Annotated in this window: 20 protein-coding genes; 11 read left to right on the top strand and 9 right to left on the bottom strand. The window is 73.1% G+C overall.

The window, feature by feature from the left end; translation table 11 throughout:
- The first annotated feature begins 111 nt into the window (after positions 1–111).
- Both ACRRSS_RS07060 and ACRRSS_RS07055 read left to right on the top strand, forming a co-directional pair.
- A complete protein-coding gene (locus ACRRSS_RS07060) occupies positions 112–1,218 on the top strand; it encodes a DUF2330 domain-containing protein (protein ID WP_435970359.1) in 1,107 nt (368 codons plus the stop codon).
- Positions 1,215–1,883, top strand: a complete 669-nt coding sequence (locus tag ACRRSS_RS07055) for an O-methyltransferase (protein ID WP_435970358.1) — start codon at positions 1,215–1,217, stop codon at positions 1,881–1,883. The genes ACRRSS_RS07060 and ACRRSS_RS07055 overlap by 4 nt, the downstream gene beginning before the upstream one ends.
- 188 nt (positions 1,884–2,071) lie before the next feature.
- On the opposite strand, the gene ACRRSS_RS07050 is transcribed toward ACRRSS_RS07055, so the two are convergent.
- Positions 2,072–3,226 carry a serpin family protein gene (locus ACRRSS_RS07050; protein WP_435970357.1) on the bottom strand — a complete coding sequence of 385 codons (1,155 nt, stop codon included), beginning with the start codon at positions 3,224–3,226 and terminating at the stop codon, positions 2,072–2,074.
- A 114-nt stretch (positions 3,227–3,340) separates the two neighbouring features.
- Entirely contained in the window at positions 3,341–5,089 is a 1,749-nt protein-coding gene (locus tag ACRRSS_RS07045) for a recombinase family protein (RefSeq protein WP_435970356.1), read from the bottom strand.
- Here ACRRSS_RS07045 and ACRRSS_RS07040 point away from each other — a divergent pair, their 5' ends adjacent.
- Positions 5,090–5,425, top strand: a complete 336-nt coding sequence (locus ACRRSS_RS07040) for an antibiotic biosynthesis monooxygenase family protein (protein ID WP_435970355.1) — start codon at positions 5,090–5,092, stop codon at positions 5,423–5,425.
- Between the two features lie 272 nt (positions 5,426–5,697).
- Positions 5,698–6,183 (top strand): GNAT family N-acetyltransferase, encoded by a 486-nt coding sequence (locus ACRRSS_RS07035; RefSeq protein ID WP_435970354.1) that lies wholly within the window; start codon positions 5,698–5,700, stop codon positions 6,181–6,183.
- Positions 6,184–6,210: 27 nt separating this feature from the next.
- On the opposite strand, the gene ACRRSS_RS07030 is transcribed toward ACRRSS_RS07035, so the two are convergent.
- Both ACRRSS_RS07030 and ACRRSS_RS07025 read right to left on the bottom strand, forming a co-directional pair.
- Complete coding sequence (locus ACRRSS_RS07030; protein WP_435970353.1) at positions 6,211–6,975, bottom strand: hypothetical protein; 765 nt, start codon at positions 6,973–6,975, stop codon at positions 6,211–6,213.
- A gap of 107 nt (positions 6,976–7,082) precedes the next feature.
- Positions 7,083–9,152, bottom strand: coding sequence for a DHA2 family efflux MFS transporter permease subunit (locus ACRRSS_RS07025; protein WP_435970352.1), 2,070 nt, complete (start codon positions 9,150–9,152; stop codon positions 7,083–7,085).
- A gap of 238 nt (positions 9,153–9,390) precedes the next feature.
- Between ACRRSS_RS07025 and ACRRSS_RS07020 the strand changes: the two genes are divergently transcribed.
- Both ACRRSS_RS07020 and ACRRSS_RS07015 read left to right on the top strand, forming a co-directional pair.
- Positions 9,391–10,578, top strand: a complete 1,188-nt coding sequence (locus tag ACRRSS_RS07020) for a peptidoglycan-binding domain-containing protein (protein ID WP_435970351.1) — start codon at positions 9,391–9,393, stop codon at positions 10,576–10,578.
- Between the two features lie 276 nt (positions 10,579–10,854).
- Positions 10,855–11,523, top strand: coding sequence for an HAD-IA family hydrolase (locus ACRRSS_RS07015; protein WP_435970350.1), 669 nt, complete (start codon positions 10,855–10,857; stop codon positions 11,521–11,523).
- A 7-nt stretch (positions 11,524–11,530) separates the two neighbouring features.
- On the opposite strand, the gene ACRRSS_RS07010 is transcribed toward ACRRSS_RS07015, so the two are convergent.
- Entirely contained in the window at positions 11,531–12,292 is a 762-nt protein-coding gene (locus tag ACRRSS_RS07010; protein WP_435970349.1) for an ABC transporter permease, read from the bottom strand.
- Between the two features lie 251 nt (positions 12,293–12,543).
- On the opposite strand from ACRRSS_RS07010, the gene ACRRSS_RS07005 reads away from it, so the two are divergent.
- The 3 genes from ACRRSS_RS07005 to ACRRSS_RS06995 all read left to right on the top strand — a co-directional run bounded on the left by ACRRSS_RS07005 (position 12,544) and on the right by ACRRSS_RS06995 (position 14,932).
- A complete protein-coding gene (locus ACRRSS_RS07005; protein ID WP_435970348.1) occupies positions 12,544–13,194 on the top strand; it encodes an HNH endonuclease family protein in 651 nt (216 codons plus the stop codon).
- 208 nt (positions 13,195–13,402) lie between these two features.
- Positions 13,403–13,951: a DoxX family protein gene (locus ACRRSS_RS07000; protein ID WP_435970347.1), complete on the top strand. Its 549-nt coding sequence runs from the start codon at positions 13,403–13,405 to the stop codon at positions 13,949–13,951.
- A 351-nt stretch (positions 13,952–14,302) separates the two neighbouring features.
- A complete protein-coding gene (locus ACRRSS_RS06995; RefSeq protein WP_435970346.1) occupies positions 14,303–14,932 on the top strand; it encodes a DedA family protein in 630 nt (209 codons plus the stop codon).
- Here the strand turns inward: ACRRSS_RS06995 and ACRRSS_RS06990 are convergent.
- Together ACRRSS_RS06990 and ACRRSS_RS06985 are read right to left on the bottom strand one after the other, a co-directional pair.
- Positions 14,892–15,152: a DUF2277 domain-containing protein gene (locus ACRRSS_RS06990; RefSeq protein WP_435970345.1), complete on the bottom strand. Its 261-nt coding sequence runs from the start codon at positions 15,150–15,152 to the stop codon at positions 14,892–14,894. The genes ACRRSS_RS06995 and ACRRSS_RS06990 overlap by 41 nt on opposite strands.
- A 204-nt stretch (positions 15,153–15,356) precedes the next feature.
- Positions 15,357–15,578 (bottom strand): hypothetical protein, encoded by a 222-nt coding sequence (locus ACRRSS_RS06985; RefSeq protein ID WP_435970344.1) that lies wholly within the window; start codon positions 15,576–15,578, stop codon positions 15,357–15,359.
- A 210-nt stretch (positions 15,579–15,788) separates the two neighbouring features.
- Here ACRRSS_RS06985 and ACRRSS_RS06980 point away from each other — a divergent pair, with 210 nt between their 5' ends.
- Positions 15,789–16,547 (top strand): GntR family transcriptional regulator, encoded by a 759-nt coding sequence (locus tag ACRRSS_RS06980; RefSeq protein ID WP_435970343.1) that lies wholly within the window; start codon positions 15,789–15,791, stop codon positions 16,545–16,547.
- Here ACRRSS_RS06980 and ACRRSS_RS06975 read toward each other — a convergent pair.
- Positions 16,489–17,295: an MBL fold metallo-hydrolase gene (locus tag ACRRSS_RS06975; RefSeq protein WP_435970342.1), complete on the bottom strand. Its 807-nt coding sequence runs from the start codon at positions 17,293–17,295 to the stop codon at positions 16,489–16,491. The genes ACRRSS_RS06980 and ACRRSS_RS06975 overlap by 59 nt on opposite strands.
- Positions 17,296–17,422: 127 nt before the next feature.
- Between ACRRSS_RS06975 and ACRRSS_RS06970 the strand changes: the two genes are divergently transcribed.
- Positions 17,423–17,872 carry a lamin tail domain-containing protein gene (locus ACRRSS_RS06970; protein WP_435970341.1) on the top strand — a complete coding sequence of 150 codons (450 nt, stop codon included), beginning with the start codon at positions 17,423–17,425 and terminating at the stop codon, positions 17,870–17,872.
- A gap of 68 nt (positions 17,873–17,940) precedes the next feature.
- Here ACRRSS_RS06970 and ACRRSS_RS06965 read toward each other — a convergent pair whose 3' ends face one another.
- Complete coding sequence (locus ACRRSS_RS06965; RefSeq protein WP_435970340.1) at positions 17,941–18,477, bottom strand: DUF4231 domain-containing protein; 537 nt, start codon at positions 18,475–18,477, stop codon at positions 17,941–17,943.
- Positions 18,478–19,023 lie beyond the last annotated feature (546 nt).

The following is a 19,023-nucleotide window of genomic DNA, read 5'->3' as shown; positions in this document are numbered from 1 at the left end:
GGCGTGCGCGGGGCGGGACTCCGGCGTCGCGGAGCGGCGTCTACAGGTCGGGGGCCTCGGCGTCGCCGGACGGGGCGGAACCGGGCTCCCGCCCCGCACGTCCCACCCCGCATGCGGGGGACACACAGAATCCTGACCACCATCGTCGCGCTGCTCGCGCTCCAGCTCGGCTCGCTCGTCGCACCGGCGTACGCCTGCGGCTGCGGCGCCATGATCCCGTCCCGGTCCGAACGGATCGGCGTCGACCGGGAGGAGTCGGCCGTCCGCTGGGACGGCCGCTCCGAGACCGTCGTCATGCGCTTCCGGGTGCACGGCGACGCCCGGCGCGCCGCCTGGATCATGCCGGTGCCGAGCCGCGCCGACGTCACCCTCGGCGACCCGGAGCTCTTCGACGCCCTCGACCGGCTCGCCGGGCCCGAGCAGCGTGACCGCTTCCACTTCTGGCCGCGCGAGGGCGACTGGCCGTTCGACACCGACCACGGCGACGGGGCCGGAGCCCCCGCGCCCGGCGCGGGCGGGGTCGGGATCGTCGGCCGCGAGCGGCTCGGCCCCTTCGACGTCGCCCGGCTGACCGCCACCGACCCCGAGGCCCTCGGCGACTGGCTGCGCGCCAACGGCTTCGAGCTGCCCGAACGGCTGACCGGCGCGCTCCAGCCGTACGTGGAACGGAGGTGGGAGTACGTCGCGGTCCGCCTCGTCCCCCAGGAGAAGGACGCCGTCCTCCAGGGCGAGCTGACCCCGCTCCGGATCACCTTCGACTCCCCCGAACTCGTCTACCCCATGCGACTCTCCCGCCTCGCGGAGACCGCCCAGACCCTCGGGCTCTACGTCCTCGCCGACCACCGGATGGAGCCCCGCTCCCCCATCGGCGGCGACGTCCCCGAGGTCACCTTCGCCGGCCGGATCGAGCGGCCCGAGGGCGCCGTCGCCGGGCTCGCCGACGAGCGGCCGGTCCATCTGACGGTCCTGGAGCAGGAGTTCCCGCACCCGGAGCGGATCGACGACGACCACCGCCTGCGGGTCGTCGCCGACACCCCGTACCGCCGGGTCGAGTACACCGACCGGCTGCTCACCGTCGGCGGCGGCGTCCCCGTATGGCTGCTCACGGTCGTCGGCGGCCCACTGCTCGCAGGCGTCGCGGCGCTCCTGACCATCCGGGCCGTACGGGCGGCACGGCGCCGCCCGGATACCGGCGCCGGTGTACGTTCGGCCGCATGACGAACCCTCAGTGGACCGAAGTCGACCAGTACTTCGCCGAGACGATCGCCCCGGCCGACGAAGCGCTCACCGCCGCGCTCGCCGACTCCACGGCGGCCGGCCTGCCGGAGATCGCCGTCGCCCCCAACCAGGGCAAGCTGCTCCACCTGCTCGCCCGGATGCAGGGCGCGCACAGCATCCTGGAGATCGGCACCCTCGGCGGCTACAGCACGATCTGGCTGGCGCGCGCGCTGCCCACCGACGGCCGGCTGATCACCCTGGAGTACAGCCCGGAACACGCGGACGTGGCCCGCGCCAACATCTCCCGCGCCGGCCTCGACAGGAACGTCGAGGTCCGCACGGGCGCGGCCCTGGACAGCCTGCCGCAGCTGGAGGCGGAGAACGCGGGCCCCTTCGACCTGGTGTTCATCGACGCCGACAAGGTCAACAACCCGCGCTACGTGGAGTGGGCCCTCAGGCTCTCCCGCCCCGGCACGGTGATCATCGTCGACAACGTGGTGCGCGGCGGGAGGATCACCACGCCGCACCCGGACGACCCGGCGATCACCGGCACCCGCGAACTGTTCGACCTCGTCGCCGCCGAACCCCGCCTGGACGCGACGGCGCTCCAGACGGTCGGCACGAAGGGGTACGACGGACTGCTGCTGGCCCGCGTCGTCGGCTGAGGCGGTCAGCTCGTCGTCATCCCCACCACGGCAGCCGCCGAGGTCGACCGCTTCCCGCCGTACGCTCGGTACGCCGTGCCCCGCACGGTGGCGGCGATCCGGTTCACCACCCCCGACGCGATCTGCCGCACGCTCGACCGCCGGCCCGGGGACGTGCCGCGCTGGGTGCCTGAGGACGGGGACACCCTCTAGGGGGTGGGCGCGCTCCGCCGCCAACCCGTGAAGAGCGGCACGTCGCCCGAGGCGTCGAGGACGACCACGCCGAAGGGACGGTCGAAGGCGACCCGCTCCACCACCGCGTGGCGGGGCGGGGCCGCGCCTCGGGTCATCGTCACCGCGGTGACGGCGGCCGCCTCGACCCCCTCCTCCGCCACCTCGACCAGCGTCTCCTGCACCACCTGGGCGACCCGCAGGGCGGCGGCGGAGAGCCCCGCGAAGTCGGCGTCGTCGCTCAGCGCCCGGCGGACGCCGAGCGCCGGCAGGTGCTCGTGGACCTCGGTCCTCGCGCGGAGGGTGAAACGCGGCAGGAGAAGGTCGGCCGAGTCCGCCACCAGCCCCACGCGCGCGCCGGGCCCCGCCCAGGCGGCGGGCAGCACCTCCGCGGGCCCGGCGCCCTCGGGGCCGAGCACGAACCGCACCCGGGCGGCTCCCTCCCCCTGGCAGGGCAGCTCGACGACGGTGACCCCGTCCGCGTACCAGACCCAGGCCGCCGGTATCCGCCGCCGCATGGTCGGTACGGGCCGGGTGTCGCCGTACCCGTCGGTGAACGGCTCGTCGCGGGTGAGATGCCCGGGGAAGGCCGTCAGCCAGGAGGCCTTCAGGGCGAGCGCGTTGAGCAGGACCAGCTTCTCGGAGCCGTCGAGCCGGAGCGGCAGCCCGGCGATCCGCCCGCCGGTCGTCTCCCGCACCCAGGCGTCGAGTTCGGCCTGCGCGTCGGAGAGCCCACCCGGCTCCATGGCGTCCGTCGCACCGAAGACCGCGTCGGGCAGCGCGAACAGGGCGGCGCCCGGCAGCACCCCGAACCGCACGTCGGGCAGCCCGCGCCGGAACGGGCCGAGGACCGGCACCCCGCTCCAGACCCCGGTCGCCACCGCGAGCCCGCCCGTGGCGGCGAGCCGCCGCCCGACCCCGGTCACCGCCTCGGCGGCCGCCTCCCCCTCGACCCCGAGCAGCGCCCCCAGCTCCGCACCGGTCCGCCCCCGCGCCCCGGAGGCGACGGCACCGAGCGCCAGCCACAGCCCGACGGGCGAGCACACGAAGTCGTCGTCCCCCAGACAGGGCAACCAGCGCACCGCGAGGGCCTGTACCGCGTCCGCCTCGAAGACGGTGGGACCGGGGGTCATATCCTGCCCTCCATGAGCATTGTGAAGATCAACGAATGAGTCAATAGACTCACATGAAGTCGGCCCGCCGCCAGGCATCTGAGGCAACGGGCCGATACAAGATCTACCGAGCGGTCAGCCCCCTACCGCGTCTGGCGACTCAGCCCACCGGACGATCACACGGTGCCGCGTGTTCGCGTTGCGGCCCCTACCGACGGACTTGGTGATCCTCACGGAGTCGATGAAGAGCGCCAGGAACTCCCGCTTCTTCTCCAGGTCCCACGCCGCCCATGTCGACCCCTCCCCGATGGGATCTCCGTCCACGCTCGTCCACTCGTCGGGGATCTGGATGGTTCGGCTTCCGGTCGTCTCCAGTTCCGCCAGCCGTACGGCCGTCCGCTCCTCATGCGCAGCCAACCGTGCCATGGACTCTCTGAACATCTGCGCACCGGTCTCGTCGGCGTAGACGCCGGCCAGCCGGTCCACGTGGAGGATGCGGCGGGACTCCCGTACGTGCTCCAACTCGGCCCGTACCGCCGCGCGTTCTGCGTCTCGCTGAGACGTGTCCTGTTGGCGGGCGAAGCGACGTGACGCCTCGGCCAGCCACTCAAGGTCTTCCGGGTCCTCAGGGTCCATGGCCATGAGGCGGGCCCACACCCGCCCCGCCGTCTCGCTGTCCGCCGCGTCCTGGCCGATGACGAGACCACCGTGGCCCGCGACGACTCCCCCGGCCCGGTTGCACTTGTAGTAGAGCTTCCCGGCCCGTCGGTCGGTCACCATCACGGATCCACAGACGTCGCAGAACAGCAGTCCGTGTCCGGCCAGCAGGGCCGGGACGCGTCGGCCCGCTCGTACGACCACCTGCGTCCGGCCGTCCAGCACGTCCTGGAGCCTCCACCACTCCTCGGTGGGGATCAGCGCTTCGTGCGACTGGACGGGCTGCCCTTCGTCGTCACGCAGGATGACGCGCTTCCCCGTCTTGCCCGGGATGGGATTGCCGTCGGCGTCCTTGGTCGCCTGTACCCGTCCTTGCCACTCGATCGCGTACCCCGCAAGGCGCGGGTCCCGAAGGATGCGGAGGACGGTGGACGACACCCACGCAGGGCGCTCCACGGCTTCCGAGACTCCACGCGCACGGCGCGAGGCGAGGCGCTTGGCCCCCGACTCCCCCAGGGACACCGCCTTCGTGGGAACGCCGTCCTCATTGAGTCGCTTGGCGATCCGCGAGGCGGACACGCCCTCCGCCGCCCACTTGGCCATGTCCCGGACGTGTGGGGCTTCCACCGGGTCCGGAACGAGTCGGACGACGGACAGCTTGCCGCTGGTCGCCCTCTCCGACGTGAAGCCGTACGGGGCGACGCCGGAAACGTGGCTACCAGCCCGCCGCAACGTGTCCTTGGTGGCAGAGACGTAGACCGACTTCATGTCGGACTCCTGCTGCGCCAGTCCCGCGATGATCGCGAGGATTCCGACACCGACCGGGGTGGACGTGTCGAGGTACGGCTCCTCGACGCTCACCAGCCGGACGCCGTACGTCTCCAACTCCTCGATGATGCGCATGGCTTCCAGCGCGCCCCGACGCGTCAGGCGGGACAGCGAGAAGACGACCACCGCATCCACGTGCCCGCCGCGCACGGCCGTCATCATCTCTTCGAACCCGGGACGGTGGATGCTCGGGTCCCACCCCGACTTGCCCACGTCCTCGAAGTGGCCCGCGTCGCTCCACCCCTTCGACGCGATCAGCGCGGCGCACCGTTCGCGCTGCGCCACGGGCGATGCCTGCGAGTCGTCCTCACGCCGCTTTGACTGGCGGATGTACGAGACTGCACGTACGTGATCAAGGCTCGGCGCAGCGCCCTGCCTGTGCTTCCTGAGAGGTGTCATGTGCCTAGTGTGGTAAAGATCAACGTCCTGACCGTGCCGGCCGAGCAGCGGGAGGTGCTGGAGCAGCGCTTCGCCTCCCGGGCCGGGGCCGTCGAGGGGTCCGACGGCTTCGAGTGGTTCGAGCTGCTGCGCCCCGTCGAGGGCACCGACCAGTACCTGGTGTACACCCGCTGGCGCAGCGAGGAGGACTTCCAGGCGTGGATGAACGGTTCCATGAAGGCCGCGCACCAGGGCGGAGGCGAGGGCGGCCAGGGCGGCGAGCGGCCGAAGCCCGCCGCCTCCGGTTCGGCCCTGTGGTCCTTCGAGGTCGTCCAGCAGGCGTCCCCGAAGAGCTGAGCCGGCCGGGGGAGGCGGTGGAGGCCTGGCGTCCCGCCTGAGCCGGTCCCCGGCGGGACCGAGCGGGGCTGGAGCCCGGGCGGCTCCTCGGATGCCGGGAGGGCTCGGCGGCCGGGCGCTCCTCGGGGGCCGGGGCCAGCCTCTCGGTGGCCGGCTGCCTCTCGGCGGCCGGGCGGCTCCTCAGGTGCCGGGCGGCCTCTCGGTGGCCGGGCGCCTCTCGGCGGCCGGGCGCCCGGAAACCCGGCTGCGTCCCAGGTCGTGCGCGGCGCACAATGGCGCGCATGACCTGGACCTTCTCCCCCGAGCGTGTCGACACCCCGGACGCCTCCGCCCTGCGCCGCGACTACTACGACGACGTCGCGAGCCGGTACTGGAAGCGGCCCGCGACCTCGGCGGAGATCGACCACGGCCTGACCAACGACGGGGTCGAGCTGCTGACGCCGCCGACCGGACAGTTCCTGGTCGCGCGCCACGAGGGCAAGGCGGCCGGCTGCGGCGGAGTGCTCCTCCTCGACGAGGAGCGCGCCGAGCTGACCCGTGTCTTCCTGCGCCACGCCTTCCGTGGCCTGGGCGGCGCCGGGGCCCTGCTCGGCGAGCTGGAGGACGCGGCGCGGGGTCTCGGGGCGCGCGAGATGGTCCTCAACACGCGCCTGGACCTGGTCGAGGCGCGGGCCCTGTACACGCGGCACGGGTACGCGGAGATCCCGGCCTACTGCACGGGGCCGTACATGGACGTCTGGTACGGCAAGCGGCTCTGACCCGCCCCCGTGACCCGCGACCCGCCGTCAGCCGCTCCACACGACGATGTCGAAGACGCCTCGCGTGTCGGAGCCCTGCCCGGCCGCCTCCTTGACGGTCAGCCGGGCGAGCCGGCCGTCGTTCGTGCGGGCGCAGACGACGAGACCGGTCTTCATCTTCATGTCCGCCGTGGTGCCCAGGGTGTCCACGGCGCCCGCGCAGTCCTCGTACGAGGGTGCCGTGGCGTCCTTCCACACCAGTGCCTTGGTGCCGCTCTCGGGGCGCAGCATGCGGCTGGTGCCGAAGGGGTAGACGGAGAAGTCGTTCTCCTCGTTGATCTCGGACTCGGCGGGCGGCGCGGAGTCCAGATCCTTGTCCTCCGCGTACGCGATCGCCAGGGCGCCCTGCCATTCGACCGTGTCGGCCGGCTTCGCCGGGGGAACCTGGGCGGCCGGTGCCTGCGAGGAGGGCTTCGCGGAGGCCGCGGTCTCCGGGCTCCGCGAGGAGTCCGGGGAGGCGTCGTCGCCGCCCTTCGCCTCCTCGCCGGGCGGGGTGGTCGAGGCCGTCGGGCCCTGTGCGGCGGGCGGTGTGGGGGCCGGGTTGTTGTTGCCGCTCACCATGTACGTACCGACGACGCCGATCACCGCCGCGACCAGGGTGGCGCCGGCGCCTATCCAGGCGCCGCGGTGCGAGTTCTGGCGTGCCGGGGCGGGCGGCACGGGGGTGCCGTAGCCGCCGTAGCCGTCGTACCCGCCGTTCGGCGCGTGTCCCGGAGGAGCCGGCCAGCCCTGACGTGGCTCTTCGTTGTTCATCCTGCCCATCCCCCTGTGATGCGATCTTGGAGGGGACAGCGTACTGAGGGCTCCTGAGCGACTGTCATACCGGTCGTACGGCAACCGGGTTGGGCCCGCCTCCCCCGTCAGGCGTGGTGGTCGCGCGGCGGCTCCGGGTCCTGTGGCCGCTCCCCGTCCGAGCCGCTCAGCTCGGCCGTCAGCTCCTCGACCAGCTGCACCAGGTCGGTGGGCCGGTCGGGTCCCCACCAGTCTCCGAGGAGCTCGGCGAGCGACTCCTCGCGGGCCGCCGCCAGCCGCGTCGCCACCCGAACCCCCTCCTCGGTCAGGATCAGCTGCACGCCCTCCCGGGAGGCCAGCCGCCGCTCCTCCACCTGCCGGGAGGCCTCCGTGATCACCCGCAGCGGTACGGGCACGGTCTCGGCGAGCCGGGCGGGTTCGACGATCCCGTGGCGGCGGATGCGCAGCAGCAGCCAGCTGGCGGCGGGCAGCAGGTCGAGCCCGGCGCGGGCGGTGATCTTCTCGTAGATCTCCTTGCGTCCCGCGCGGGAGCCGAGGACGGACAGGGCGCGGGCGCACTCGTCGTACGAGGACCGTTCGACCGGGTTGGAGGCGAGCGTCTGGCTGGTGTCGGGCGCGGTGACCGAGGCCCGCAGCTTGTCCTCCTTGAGGAACCAGGCGACGACGAAGGCGACGAGGACGACGGGGGCCGCGTACAGGAAGACGTCGGTGATCGAGGTGGCGTAGGCGTGGAGGACCGAGGGGCGCAGGTCGGCCGGGAGTTCGGCGACGGTGCGCGGGTCGGCGGCGACCTGCTCGGGTCCGACGCCGGGCGGGACCGCCAGCCCGGAGGCGGTGGCCGAGGCGAACACGTCGTCGAGCTTGTGGGTGAGCCGGGTGGTGAAGATGGTGCCGAAGACGGCGACGCCGAAGGAGGCTCCGATGGAGCGGAAGAAGGTGGCTCCGGAGGTGGCGACGCCGAGGTCCTCGTACGAGACGGCGTTCTGCACGACGAGGACGAGGACCTGCATGACGAGGCCGAGGCCGGCGCCGAAGACGAAGAAGTAGAAGCTCATCTCCCAGGTGGTGCTGGTCTCCGTCAGCTCGTTGAGGAGGAGCAGCCCGAGGGCGGTGAGGGCGGTGCCGAGGATCGGGAAGACCTTCCAGCGGCCGGTGCGGGAGACGATCTGGCCGGAGACCGTCGAGGTGATCAGGAGGCCGAGGACCATGGGCAGCATGTGGACGCCGGACATGGTCGGCGTGACGCCCTGCACGACCTGGAGGAAGGTCGGCAGGTAGGTCATCGCGCCGAACATCGCGAAGCCGACGACGAAGCTGATGACCGAGACCAGGGTGAAGGTCCGGATCCTGAACAGCTTGAGCGGCAGCACGGGCTCGACCGCCCGCCGCTCGACCTGGACGAACCAGACGAGGAGTACGGCTCCGAGGACGGCGAGGCCGATGATCTGCGCCGATCCCCACGCCCAGGTGGTGCCGCCGAGGGAGGCCACGAGGACCAGACAGGTGGCGACGGAGGCGATGAGGAAGGTGCCGAGGTAGTCGATGGTGTGCCGGGTGGAGCGCACCGGGATGTGGAGGACGGCGGCGATCACGAAGAGGGCGACGATGCCGATCGGCAGGTTGATGTAGAAGACCCAGCGCCAGGAGAGGTGCTCGGTGAAGAGGCCGCCGAGCAGCGGGCCGAGGACGCTGGTGGCGCCGAACACGGCACCGAAGAGGCCCTGGTACTTGCCGCGTTCCCGGGGTGACACCAGGTCGCCGACGATCGCCATCGACAGGACCATGAGGCCGCCGCCGCCGAGGCCCTGGACCGCCCGGAAGGCGATGAGCTGCGGCATGTTCTGGGCGATGCCGCAGAGGGCGGAGCCGACGAGGAAGATGACGATGGCCGCCTGGAAGAGCTTCTTGCGGCCGTACTGGTCGCCGAGCTTGCCCCACAGCGGGGTGGCCGCCGTGGACGCCAGCATGTAGGCGGTCACCACCCAGGACAGGTGCTCCATGCCGCCGAGCTCGCTGACGATCGTCGGCAGGGCGGTGGAGACGATGGTCTGGTCGAGGGCGGCGAGCAGCATGCCGAGCAGCAGCGCGCCGATCGCGACGAGGACGGTGCGGTGGCTCTGCCCCTCCCCGGGCGCGGGCGCGCCGCCGAGCTGGGAGGGGCTTGTTTCCTGGGCCATGGGCGTCTCCTCGGGGCGTCTCGTCGGGCGTCCCGCCGGACGGCCCATGGGACGGCGTCTCCATCCTGGTCCGAATGTCCGGTTATGGCCTGCGGAAGGGCACGGCTGTTCGCCCACCGGGAGGGGGTGGGCTGCATAATCGCCAGCAGTCGTCTCGGGGAGGGGACCCATCATGACCGGACACGTCTGTCCTGAATGCGATGTACAAAGACCTGGCTGCGCCTGCGCCCGGGCGGAGATGGCGGCGGCCGAGGACTTCGATCCGCTCCGGATCAGGCCGTACGTGACGCTGGACTCGCCGGAGGGCCCGGGGGAGGCCGCCGGGGAGGGCCCGACGGGCCACTCGGGGGAGAGTTCGGAGGAACTCTCGACGGGCCGCCCGGGGGAGCCCTCCGCAGAGGCCTCCGCGGAGGGCTCCACACAGGGCTTTACGCGGCACCCGAACGGGCACGGGGCGGGAGCCGCCGGTGGCGCGGGGGGCGCCGCCGGGGGCGTACCCGATCCGTACGGGGTGGCCGGGGTGGCCGGGGTGGCCGGGAGCCCTGCGGAATACGGGGCGGCCGGGAGCCCCGCGAGGTCGTACGGCACGACCCGGGGCGCCGCGGGGTCGTACGACGCGACCCGAGGTGCCGCGGGGTCGTACGACGCGACCCGAGGTGCCGCGGGGTCGTACGACGCGGGTGACCCCTCCGAGACCATGCCGCTGCTGCTGCGCGGCATCGGCGACGTACCGCCGCCCGGATACGAGCGGGACCGGCCGCGAGGGCGGGGGCGCGGGCGCGGGCGCGGCGCCATGGTCGCGGCGGTGGCCGCCGTCGCCGTGGCGGGCACCGCCGCCTTCGCGGCGACCGTGCTCGGCGGCGGGGACGGGGGCGACGACCGGGCCGCAGTACCCGAGGTGACCACCAGCGCGTCCCTGAACCTCGGCGTCTCGGAGGCCCCGTCCCCCTCCTCAGGGAGCCCGGAGCCGACCTCCTCCTCGCCCACCCCGCGCCGGACGTCCGAGTCGCCGACGCCCACCCCCTCCGCGAGCGGCACGACCGCCTCGCCGAGCGCCTCGGCGAGCACGAGCGGCGCGGCGGCGCCCCCGGCCTCCGCCTCGCCTTCGTCCTCCGCCTCCTCGTCGGCGCCGGTCACCGCGCCGTCGGCGTCGGAACCGACCACCCCGGCCCCGACGGAGGCGCCCGAGGAGGGCGCGGAGGGGGCGACGCTGACCCTCGGCTCCACCGGGCATGAGGTCCGGGAACTCCAGCGGCGGCTGACCGCCGTATGGGTCTACGACGGCCGGATCGACGGCAGGTACGACGAGGAGGTCCGGGAGGCGGTGGCCCGCTACCAGTCGTGGCGGTACATCCCGGGCGACCCGGAGGGCGTGTACGGCCCCGAGACGCGCCGGATCCTGGAGCAGAGCACCCCGGACATCTGAGCGGTGGGGCCCGTGGCACGGCCCTCCGCCTCTCCCTCCCTCCGGGTGTCCGTCCGGGGTTCGTCTCCGCGTGCCCGCCCGGTCCGGGGTCTGGCCTCCGGCCTCCAGGGTTCGGGTCCCGGCCTCCCGGGTCCCACCATGCGGACCGGACGGCGGACCGGTTGGCCAAGACCACCCTCGGTTTTGTATCGTGAAAAAACAAAGTGGCCCCGCCCGCAATCCCTGACCGGTGGGCGGGACCGCTTCGTTCTCCGCGCCACCCCTTCTGGAGACCCGATGGCTGCCACCACCCCGGCAACGCTCACCGCCCGCGCCCTCCTGCTCGACATGGACGGCACCCTCGTCAACTCGGACGCCGTCGTCGAGCGCTGCTGGCGACGCTGGGCGGAGCGGCAGGGCCTCGACGGGGACGCCGTCCTCAAGGTGGTCCACGGCCGCCAGGGGTACGCGACGATGGCCGTCCTCCTCCCGGAGCGCCCGATGGAGGAGAACCACGCCGACAACCGGGTCATGCTCGCCGAGGAGACCGCCGACCTCGACGGCGTCGTGCCCGTCCCCGGCGCCCCCGCCTTCATGGCGGCGATCGCGGAGCTGCCGCACGCCCTGGTGACCTCGGCGGACGAGGCGCTCGCGCAGGCGCGGATGGGCGCGGCGGCGCTGCGCATGCCGGAGGACCGGGTCACCGCCGAGCGCGTGGGGGCCAGCAAGCCGGACCCCGAGGGCTTCCTCAAGGGCGCGGCCGAGTTGGGCTTCGACCCCGCCGACTGCGTCGTCTTCGAGGACTCCGAGGCCGGCATCCATGCCGGCCGCGCGGCCGGCATGCGGGTCGTGGGCGTGGGCCCGCGCGCGGCCGCCTTCGCGCCGGACGTGCACATCGCCGACCTCACCCGGCTGCGGGTCGAGTCGGCGGCCGACGGTTCGATCGTCCTGACCGTCCTCCCGTAGCCTCTCCTCACCCCCCTCCCTCCCCCGGCCGGGGCCGGGCGATCCTGCCCCGGGCCACCAGTTCCAGGGTGGCCGCCGCGGCCACCGCCTGGACCGCGAGCAGGGCGATGAGCACGAAGAGCTGGACGGCGCCCGCGTGCAGCGGTGACGCGCCGCCGAGCAGCATGCCCACGAACGCCCCCGGCAGCGTGACGAGCCCCACCGTGCGGGTCTGGTCCATGCCGGGGAGCAGCGCGTCCGACGCCGCCGGCCTCGCCACTTCGAGCCGGGCGTCCCGCTCGACGAGCCCGATCGCGAGCCCGGCCTCCACCTCGCCCCGCCGCGTCTCCAGTTCGTCGAGCGCGCGCCGCCCCGCGAGGACGGTGGCCGTCAGCGCGCCGCCGACGAGGATGCCCGCCACGGGTACGAGCGTGATGCCCCTGACCGGCACGAGGCCGGTGGCGACGAGCGCGAGGACCACCGGGGCGACAGCGGCGGCGATCGGCACACCCGCCCACCACCAGCCGCGTCCCGGCGCCGGGACGACCCGGCGCCCCGCCGTCCGTACCGCCACGGCGTACATCAGGAGCAGGAAGCAGAGCAGCAGCGGTACGGAGCGCACCACCCACGCGATCACGAGCGAGACGGCGACCAGTTGGACGGCGGCGCGCGCACCGGCGAGCAGGGTGTCGCGGGCCCGGCCGAGGTGGGCGACGGCGACGACGCCCGCGGCGAGGACGAGCAGAACGGCGAGGACCGCCCCGAAGGTGACGTTCACTTCGAGAAGCACCCGGTAACCCTAGGGTCGCGGCGGGCGGTCGCGGCCCCGTCGGAACGTTTCGCGTACTTCTCGAGCGCCGGGCGGAAGCTGGCACTCCGTCAGGACACGTCACACCTCTTGATGTGACGTGTCCATGTCGCCACTCTGTTACCTGGCGCACCCCCCACCGAAACCTGGCGCCGCCACGATGACCGGGCCGCCGCCCGGCACCCCACGGGGACGGCACCCAGCCACGGTCCCCCCGCATCAGAGGAGTTCACATGCCCGCCTCCAAAGTCTACGCGCGTCGACTCGCCGTTCTCGCCACCTCCGCCGCCCTCACCGTCACCGGCTTCCTCGCCACGGCCCCGGCCGCGCAGGCCGCCATGCCCACCCCGGTCAGCGCCGCGACCGCCCGCACCTACCTCGCCTCCCTCACCGTGAAGGCGGAAGGTTCCTCCTCGGGCTACAGCCGGGACCTCTTCCCGCACTGGATCACCCAGTCCGGCGCCTGCAACACCCGCGAGACCGTCCTCAAGCGCGACGGCGTGAACGTCGTCACCGACTCCAGCTGTGCGTCGGTCAGCGGCAGTTGGTACTCGACCTACGACGGCGCCACCTGGACCGCCGCCTCCGACCTCGACATCGACCACATGGTCCCGCTCGCCGAGGCCTGGCGCTCGGGCGCCAACGCCTGGACCACCGCGCAGCGCCAGTCCTTCGCGAACGACCTGACCCGGCCGCAGCTCATCGCCGTGACGGACAACGTCAACCAGTCGAAGGGCGACCAGGACCCCGGGGAGTGGCTGCCCTCGCAGACCGGCTACCGCTGCACGTACGCCCGCGCGTGGGTGCACGTGAAGTACCACTGGAACCTGAGCCTCGACTCCGCCGAGAAGAGCGCCCTCCAGTCCATCCTCAACGGCTGCTGACCACCGCCCCCAACGACCCTCGACCGCACCACCTCTGACCGCACATCAACAAAGACCACCGGGAAGTGAACCCGACCACACACTTCCCGGTGGCCAGATGTTGAACTTGCAAGTACCAGTGAGGGGAACCTAACCTTACGGCCCGATCGGTTTCCGTCCCCACGCCCCGTCCACCCCGCGGACGGGGTCAGGCCGAAGGAGTCCCCCCATGAAGAACCAGAGCGCCCCGAGCGCCCCGACCGCGCCCACCGGACCGGGCGGCGCGAACGCCCCCGGCGGCGCGGGCGCCCTCGCCGACCGCCTCCACCAGGCCCAGCCGTACGCGCTCGGCCTCTTCCGCATCGTCGTCGGGCTGCTCTTCGCCTGCCACGGCGCCGCCACGCTCTTCGGCGTCCTCAGCGACTCCTCGGGCGGCACGGCCCCGGTCGGCACCTGGCCGAGCTGGTACGCGGCCGTGATCCAGCTCGGCGCCGGCGGCCTGGTCCTGCTCGGCCTGGGCACCCGCAGCGCGGCGTTCCTCGCCTCGGGCTCGATGGCGTACGCGTACTTCAAGGTCCACCAGCCGGACGCCCTCTTCCCGCTGCAGAACGGCGGCGAGAGCTCCGCCATGTTCTGCTGGGCCTTCGCCCTGCTCGTCTTCACCGGCCCGGGCGCGCTGGCCCTCGACCGGCTCTTCGGCAGCAGGGTCGACGCGGGCCCGACGACACGCGGGAGCAGCCGGGAGCGCCAGGAGCAGGGCGCGCCGACCGCGGCCTGAGCCCTGACCCCCAGGGCCTGAGCAAGCCCTGCGGGAAGGGGTCGAGCACGTCGCCGAGCACGTCGCTCGCCGAGCGCCTCTCGTCGAGCACGCCTCTCGCCGAGCCCCCTCGTCGAACACGCCTCTCGTCGAGCACCGCTACAGGAAAGGGCCGGAGTCCGCAGCACGTCTTCCGGCCCTTTCCCGGTCCCCCACAACCCGGAACCGGCCCCTCGCCCCGGGCACGTTCCCGCAAAGTCGCACAGGTTCGCACGGACCCGTCGATCCCCCTCCCACCGCCGGCGGACCCCGGTGGGTGCCCGGGCACCCACCCGGCGGGCGGGCCCCCGCCCCCGCGTAGGCTCTGGCCCTGTGAATCTGCTCGACAGCCTGGGCTCGCTGCGGTCGCTCACCGCCGGCCCATGGATCTATCCGGTGGTGGCGACGTCGATCCTGCTCGACGTCTTCCTGCCCGTGCTGCCGAGCGGCTTCCTGGTGATCACCGCCGCCACGGCGGCGGCGTCGGCCACCGCGGCCACCCCCGACGTACCGTCGCTCCTCCCGCTGCTCCTCTGCGCGGCCACGGCCTCGGTGCTCGGCGACTTCCTCGCGTACCGTCTCGCGCTGCGGGGTGGCGCCAGGCTGGACCGGGCGATCTCCCGCTCCAAGCGCCTGTCGGTGGCGCAGGAACGTCTCGGCACCGCCCTGGCCCGGGGCGGCGGGCTGCTCGTCGTCCTCGCGCGCTTCGCCCCGGCGGGCCGCTCGGTGGTCTCCCTGGGCGCGGGCGCGGCGAAGCGGCGCGCCGAGGAGTTCCTGCCGTGGTCGGCCCTCGCGGGCATCACCTGGGCCTCGTACAGCGTGGGGCTCGGCTGGCTCGGCGGTCAGTGGCTGGGCGCGACCTGGTTCAGCGCGGGGATGTCGACCCTCGCGCTCTTCCTGGCCGGCGGCCTCGCCGCCTACCTCATACGGCGTCCGGCCGCGGCTCCCGCGCCGGCGTCCTGACGGCGGGGTGCGCGCCGCGCACCTCAAGGCCGTCGAGGAGTCTCGCGGTGGCGTCGGCGATCTCGTCCACGGCCCGCTCGAAGACCTCGCGGTTGTGGGCGGCGGGGGCGCGGAAGCCGGAGACCTTGCGGACGTACTGCAGGGCGGCGGCCCGGATGTCGTCCTCGGTCGCCTCCTCGGGCAGCACGGGCGGTCGGAGCGTCTTGATACTGCGGCACATGCCTCCAGTGTGGCGCGCGCCACTGACAACCGCCCGGATCCACCTCGCCGCTCCCCGGCGAGCGAGGCCCGCCCCCGGCGAGCGAGGCCCGGCTCCTGGCGACCGAGGCCCGGCTCCCGGCGAGCGAGGCCCGCGGGAGGCGGCACGGGAGCCGCGGAGCTGCGGGAGGCGGCACGGGAGCCGCGGGCGGCGACACGAGGGCCGTCAGGACAGACCGCGCCGACTCCGCGCGTTGATCTCGGCGGCGCGGGCGCGCAGCTCGCGCAGGGGCGTCGCCGGCAGGACGTCGGTGGGCTCGGCCTCCCACTCGGCGCCCCCGTGGACGGGCCGGATCAGATAGCGCCCGGAGACGCTCTCCACGTAGAAACCGACCCGCCCCGTGGCGGTGTCGCGGACGAGGTCACCGACCTCGGGCAGCGGCTGCACGTATCCCCTCCGTCCCGATTCCTGAAGCGTTCGCGGAGTACTCCTGAAGCCTGGGGAGAACCAGAGAAGCCCTCCGCCCCCTCCCTGTCAACGTATCTCTAGAGATGCCCCCCGATGGATGGATCGACCGGGCGGGACGGCGTACACGTGTGCACCCGGGCCGCGGGGTGCGCCGTAGGGTGTCCGGCAGATGAAGGGAGTGGTCCACCCGTGACTGACCAGGACAGCGCTCGTCGGCCCAAGTACCAGCGCATCGCCGACGAGTTGAGAACCGCGATCCAGTCAGGCGACTTCGCGCCGGGCGACCGGCTCCCCGGCGAGAACGACCTCATGGCGACGTACGCCGTGGCCCGGATGACCGCCCGCCAGGCCCTCTCCGTGCTGCGCAACGAAGGTCTCGCCGAGGCCCGCAAGGGCGCCGGGGTCTTCGTCCGCACCTTCCGCCCGCTGCGCCGCCGGGGCATCCCGCGCCTGTCGGGCGAGCAGTGGGGCAACGGGCGCTCGGTCTGGTCGGCGGACGTGGTGGACCGGGACCTGGTGGTCGACCGGATCGAGGTGGGCGAGACCGAGGCCGGGACGCGGGTCGCGGGGGCACTGAACCTGGCGCCGGGCGCGCCCGTCTGCGTCCGCAGCCGCCGCTTCGTCCTGGACGCGAGACCGGTGCTGCTCTCCGTCTCGTACCTCTCGGCGGAGCTGGTGCGCGGCACGCAGATCACGGAGCCGGACACGGGGCCGGGCGGGACCTACGCCCGGCTCGCCGAGCTGGGCCACCGGCCGGTGCGGTTCCGCGAGGAGATCCGCTGCCGGATGCCGACGGCGGACGAGTCGGACCGGCTCGCGCTGGAGCTCGGGACGCCGGTGGTGCTCATCGGGCGTACGGCGTTCACCGGGCCGGGAGTGGCGGTGGAGCTCAACGAGATGACGCTGGACTCGTCGTCGTACGTGCTGGAGTACGACTTCGACGCGTGACCTCGAAGCGCGTCCCGGGGTCGGCGTGGACGATCTCGCCGGGGTACGCGGCGGCGGCCCGGGCGACGGCCTCCTCGGGCCGTGTCCCCGGGCCCACATGGGTCAGGACGAGCCGGCGGGCCCCGGCGCGGGCGGCGCTGTGCCCGGCCTGCTCGGCGGAGTGGTGCCCGGGCCCCTCTCCGTCGGCCTCGCACAGGAACAGGTCGCAGTCGCGGGCGAGTTCGACGAGGGAGAGGCAGGGCTCGCAGTCCCCGGAGTAGACGAGCGAGCGGCCGCCCTCGTCCTCGACGCGCAGGGCGAAGGCGGGGAGTCCGTGCTCGACGGCCCGGGACCGCAGCGTCAGGCCGCCGATCCGGACGACGTGCCCGTCGTACAGCTCCTCGACGGCGAAGGCCTTCTCTACGGGGCTGCGCCCGGGTCCGTTGGTGAGGAAGGCGGCGAGCCGGTCGGCGATGCCGGCGGGCCCGAACAGGGGCACGGGGGGCCGGGGAGCGAGCCCGGCGTAGAGGAGGCCGTAGGTGGCGGTGAGCAGGTCTGCGGAGTGATCGGCGTGCAGATGGGAGATCCACACGGCGTCGATGTCGCCGAGGCCGGCGTACCGCTGGAGTTCGGCGAGGGTGCCGCTGCCGGCGTCGACCCAGATCCGTACGCCGCCGCCCTCGACGAGATATCCGGAGCAGGCGTTGCCGGGCCGGCCGAAGGGGGTGGCGGACCCGAGGACGCTGATCCGCAGGGAGTCGTCGGACATGAGACAAGATTAAATTACATCCACGCCAGTCCGCCGGAAGTTGTGCGGACGAGGTGAAGAGCGTGCGTATTCTGTGTGCTCGCCGGGCCCCATCGGACGGGTGCACGGCAGAAACTGAGGGACATTCATGCTTCGCGCACGCACGTTCGCGGCCGTGACCGCGGCCGCCGCCTCCGGCATCCTGCTCCTGCCCACGCAGGCACAGGCCGCCGGCTCGGTCCACCTGTACAAGATCCACTACGACAGCCCCGGCACGGACCGCCGCTCGAACGCGAGCCTCAACGGCGAGTACGTGCAGATACGCAACACGACCGGCGCGGCGGTCAACCTGCGGGGCTGGACGGTCACGGACGCGGCGAACCACAAGTACACGTTCGGCAACTACGTCCTCGGCAAGGGCAAGACCGTGACGGTCCGCACGGGCCGCGGCACGAACACCACCGCGAACGTCTACCAGAACCGTGGCGCGTACGTCTGGAACAACGACCGCGACACCGCGACGCTGAAGAAGTCGAACGGCACGCGGGTCGACACGTGCTCGTACAACTCGACCCGGGTCGACTACAAGTGGTGCTGAACTCGCACGACGCCTGACGCCCTACGGCCAGGGCCCCCCGGGGATCGGCGAATTCGAGGGGGCCCTGCCTACTTCTCCTCGACCTCCGGGGCGCGGGCGGCCGGGACGCCGTGCCGCTGCACGTCCGCGCTGACCTGCCCACCGAGGGTCATCACGTTCAGGGTGGCGGAGTTCTCGCTGGCGATGGCCTTCTCGACGCGGGCGACCAGCGTCGAGAACGCCTCCCGCCTGGGCAGGTTGTGGTACGGCCCGACCCTGGCCTCGAAGTAGACGCGCTCGTGCCCGAGCAGCTGCTCGGTCGACCGGTAGTTCTTCCACTGCTCGCGATAGCGGTAGACGCTCTCCAGCGACACGGCGGCGACGACGACCACGCTCAGCACCGTGGCGGTGACCCGCGCGAAGGCCAGATCCAGATTCACGAACACGGGCACGAGCGCCGCACCGACGACGGACACGGTCCGCATCCGCAGATGCATCGCCTTCATCCGGGTCGCCTTGACGTCGTACCACTCCTGGTACTGCGAGAGCCTCGTCTCGATGTACCGCTGCGGCGTCATCTCGCCACCCTGCGCCCCGGGTCCCGGCGCGTCCCCCACCTCAGCCATGCGGGGAGTACACCCGCCGCACGGAGCCCCCGTCAACTCTTCGCCCCTCCCCCACAGCCCGCCACGAGGTACGTCCAACCCACCGTCAACCACAGGAACTTCAGGGAGCCCCGCGGCGCTCATCCACCTGCCCCCCCACCACCAAGGCCGACCTCGCCCTGGGCACCCCGGCCGCCACCCTCACAGCCCTGCCGGGCCACACCACCACCGCCCCGACGACGGCGAGCGACCGCGAGCCGGGCACCGTGAAGTCGGTCACGGAAGCGAAGAGCGCGGGCGAGAAGAGGGCCGAAGTCATCAGGTGACGACCCGGGCCCCGCCTCGCGCGCGGCCGCGCGCGCACCGCCGCCTCGATCCCGCGAGAACGACGCGCCGGAGGCATGGCGCCCCCGGACCCGGAAGACCGAAGGCCCCGGACCGTGATCGGTCCGGGGCCTTCGTGGTGGTGGGCGCGGACGGTTTCGAACCGCCGACATCTGCTTTGTAAGCCTGGCACCCGCAACTGATCCGTCATGGCAGCTCAGCCCCTCGGTGCGCTGCGATGGC

Source organism: Streptomyces sp. Qhu_M48 (genome assembly GCF_051305195.1).
Lineage (GTDB): Bacteria > Actinomycetota > Actinomycetes > Streptomycetales > Streptomycetaceae > Streptomyces.
Note: the sequence above shows the minus strand (reverse complement) of the source record. Positions and strands in the feature narration are given on the sequence as shown.

What these genes read in the sequence shown, in the direction of transcription:
- ACRRSS_RS07060 (WP_435970359.1), top strand. Translation starts at nt 112, where the DNA reads ATGCGGGGGACACACAGAATCCTGACCACCATCGTCGCGCTGCTCGCG.
- ACRRSS_RS07055 (WP_435970358.1), top strand. Translation starts at nt 1,215, where the DNA reads ATGACGAACCCTCAGTGGACCGAAGTCGACCAGTACTTCGCCGAGACG.
- ACRRSS_RS07050 (WP_435970357.1), bottom strand. Translation starts at nt 3,226, where the DNA reads ATGACCCCCGGTCCCACCGTCTTCGAGGCGGACGCGGTACAGGCCCTC.
- ACRRSS_RS07045 (WP_435970356.1), bottom strand. Translation starts at nt 5,089, where the DNA reads ATGACACCTCTCAGGAAGCACAGGCAGGGCGCTGCGCCGAGCCTTGAT.
- ACRRSS_RS07035 (WP_435970354.1), top strand. Translation starts at nt 5,698, where the DNA reads ATGGCGCGCATGACCTGGACCTTCTCCCCCGAGCGTGTCGACACCCCG.
- ACRRSS_RS07030 (WP_435970353.1), bottom strand. Translation starts at nt 6,975, where the DNA reads ATGAACAACGAAGAGCCACGTCAGGGCTGGCCGGCTCCTCCGGGACAC.
- ACRRSS_RS07025 (WP_435970352.1), bottom strand. Translation starts at nt 9,152, where the DNA reads ATGGCCCAGGAAACAAGCCCCTCCCAGCTCGGCGGCGCGCCCGCGCCC.
- ACRRSS_RS07020 (WP_435970351.1), top strand. Translation starts at nt 9,391, where the DNA reads ATGGCGGCGGCCGAGGACTTCGATCCGCTCCGGATCAGGCCGTACGTG.
- ACRRSS_RS07015 (WP_435970350.1), top strand. Translation starts at nt 10,855, where the DNA reads ATGGCTGCCACCACCCCGGCAACGCTCACCGCCCGCGCCCTCCTGCTC.
- ACRRSS_RS07005 (WP_435970348.1), top strand. Translation starts at nt 12,544, where the DNA reads ATGCCCGCCTCCAAAGTCTACGCGCGTCGACTCGCCGTTCTCGCCACC.
- ACRRSS_RS07000 (WP_435970347.1), top strand. Translation starts at nt 13,403, where the DNA reads ATGAAGAACCAGAGCGCCCCGAGCGCCCCGACCGCGCCCACCGGACCG.
- ACRRSS_RS06990 (WP_435970345.1), bottom strand. Translation starts at nt 15,152, where the DNA reads ATGTGCCGCAGTATCAAGACGCTCCGACCGCCCGTGCTGCCCGAGGAG.
- ACRRSS_RS06975 (WP_435970342.1), bottom strand. Translation starts at nt 17,295, where the DNA reads ATGTCCGACGACTCCCTGCGGATCAGCGTCCTCGGGTCCGCCACCCCC.
- ACRRSS_RS06970 (WP_435970341.1), top strand. Translation starts at nt 17,423, where the DNA reads ATGCTTCGCGCACGCACGTTCGCGGCCGTGACCGCGGCCGCCGCCTCC.
- ACRRSS_RS06965 (WP_435970340.1), bottom strand. Translation starts at nt 18,477, where the DNA reads ATGGCTGAGGTGGGGGACGCGCCGGGACCCGGGGCGCAGGGTGGCGAG.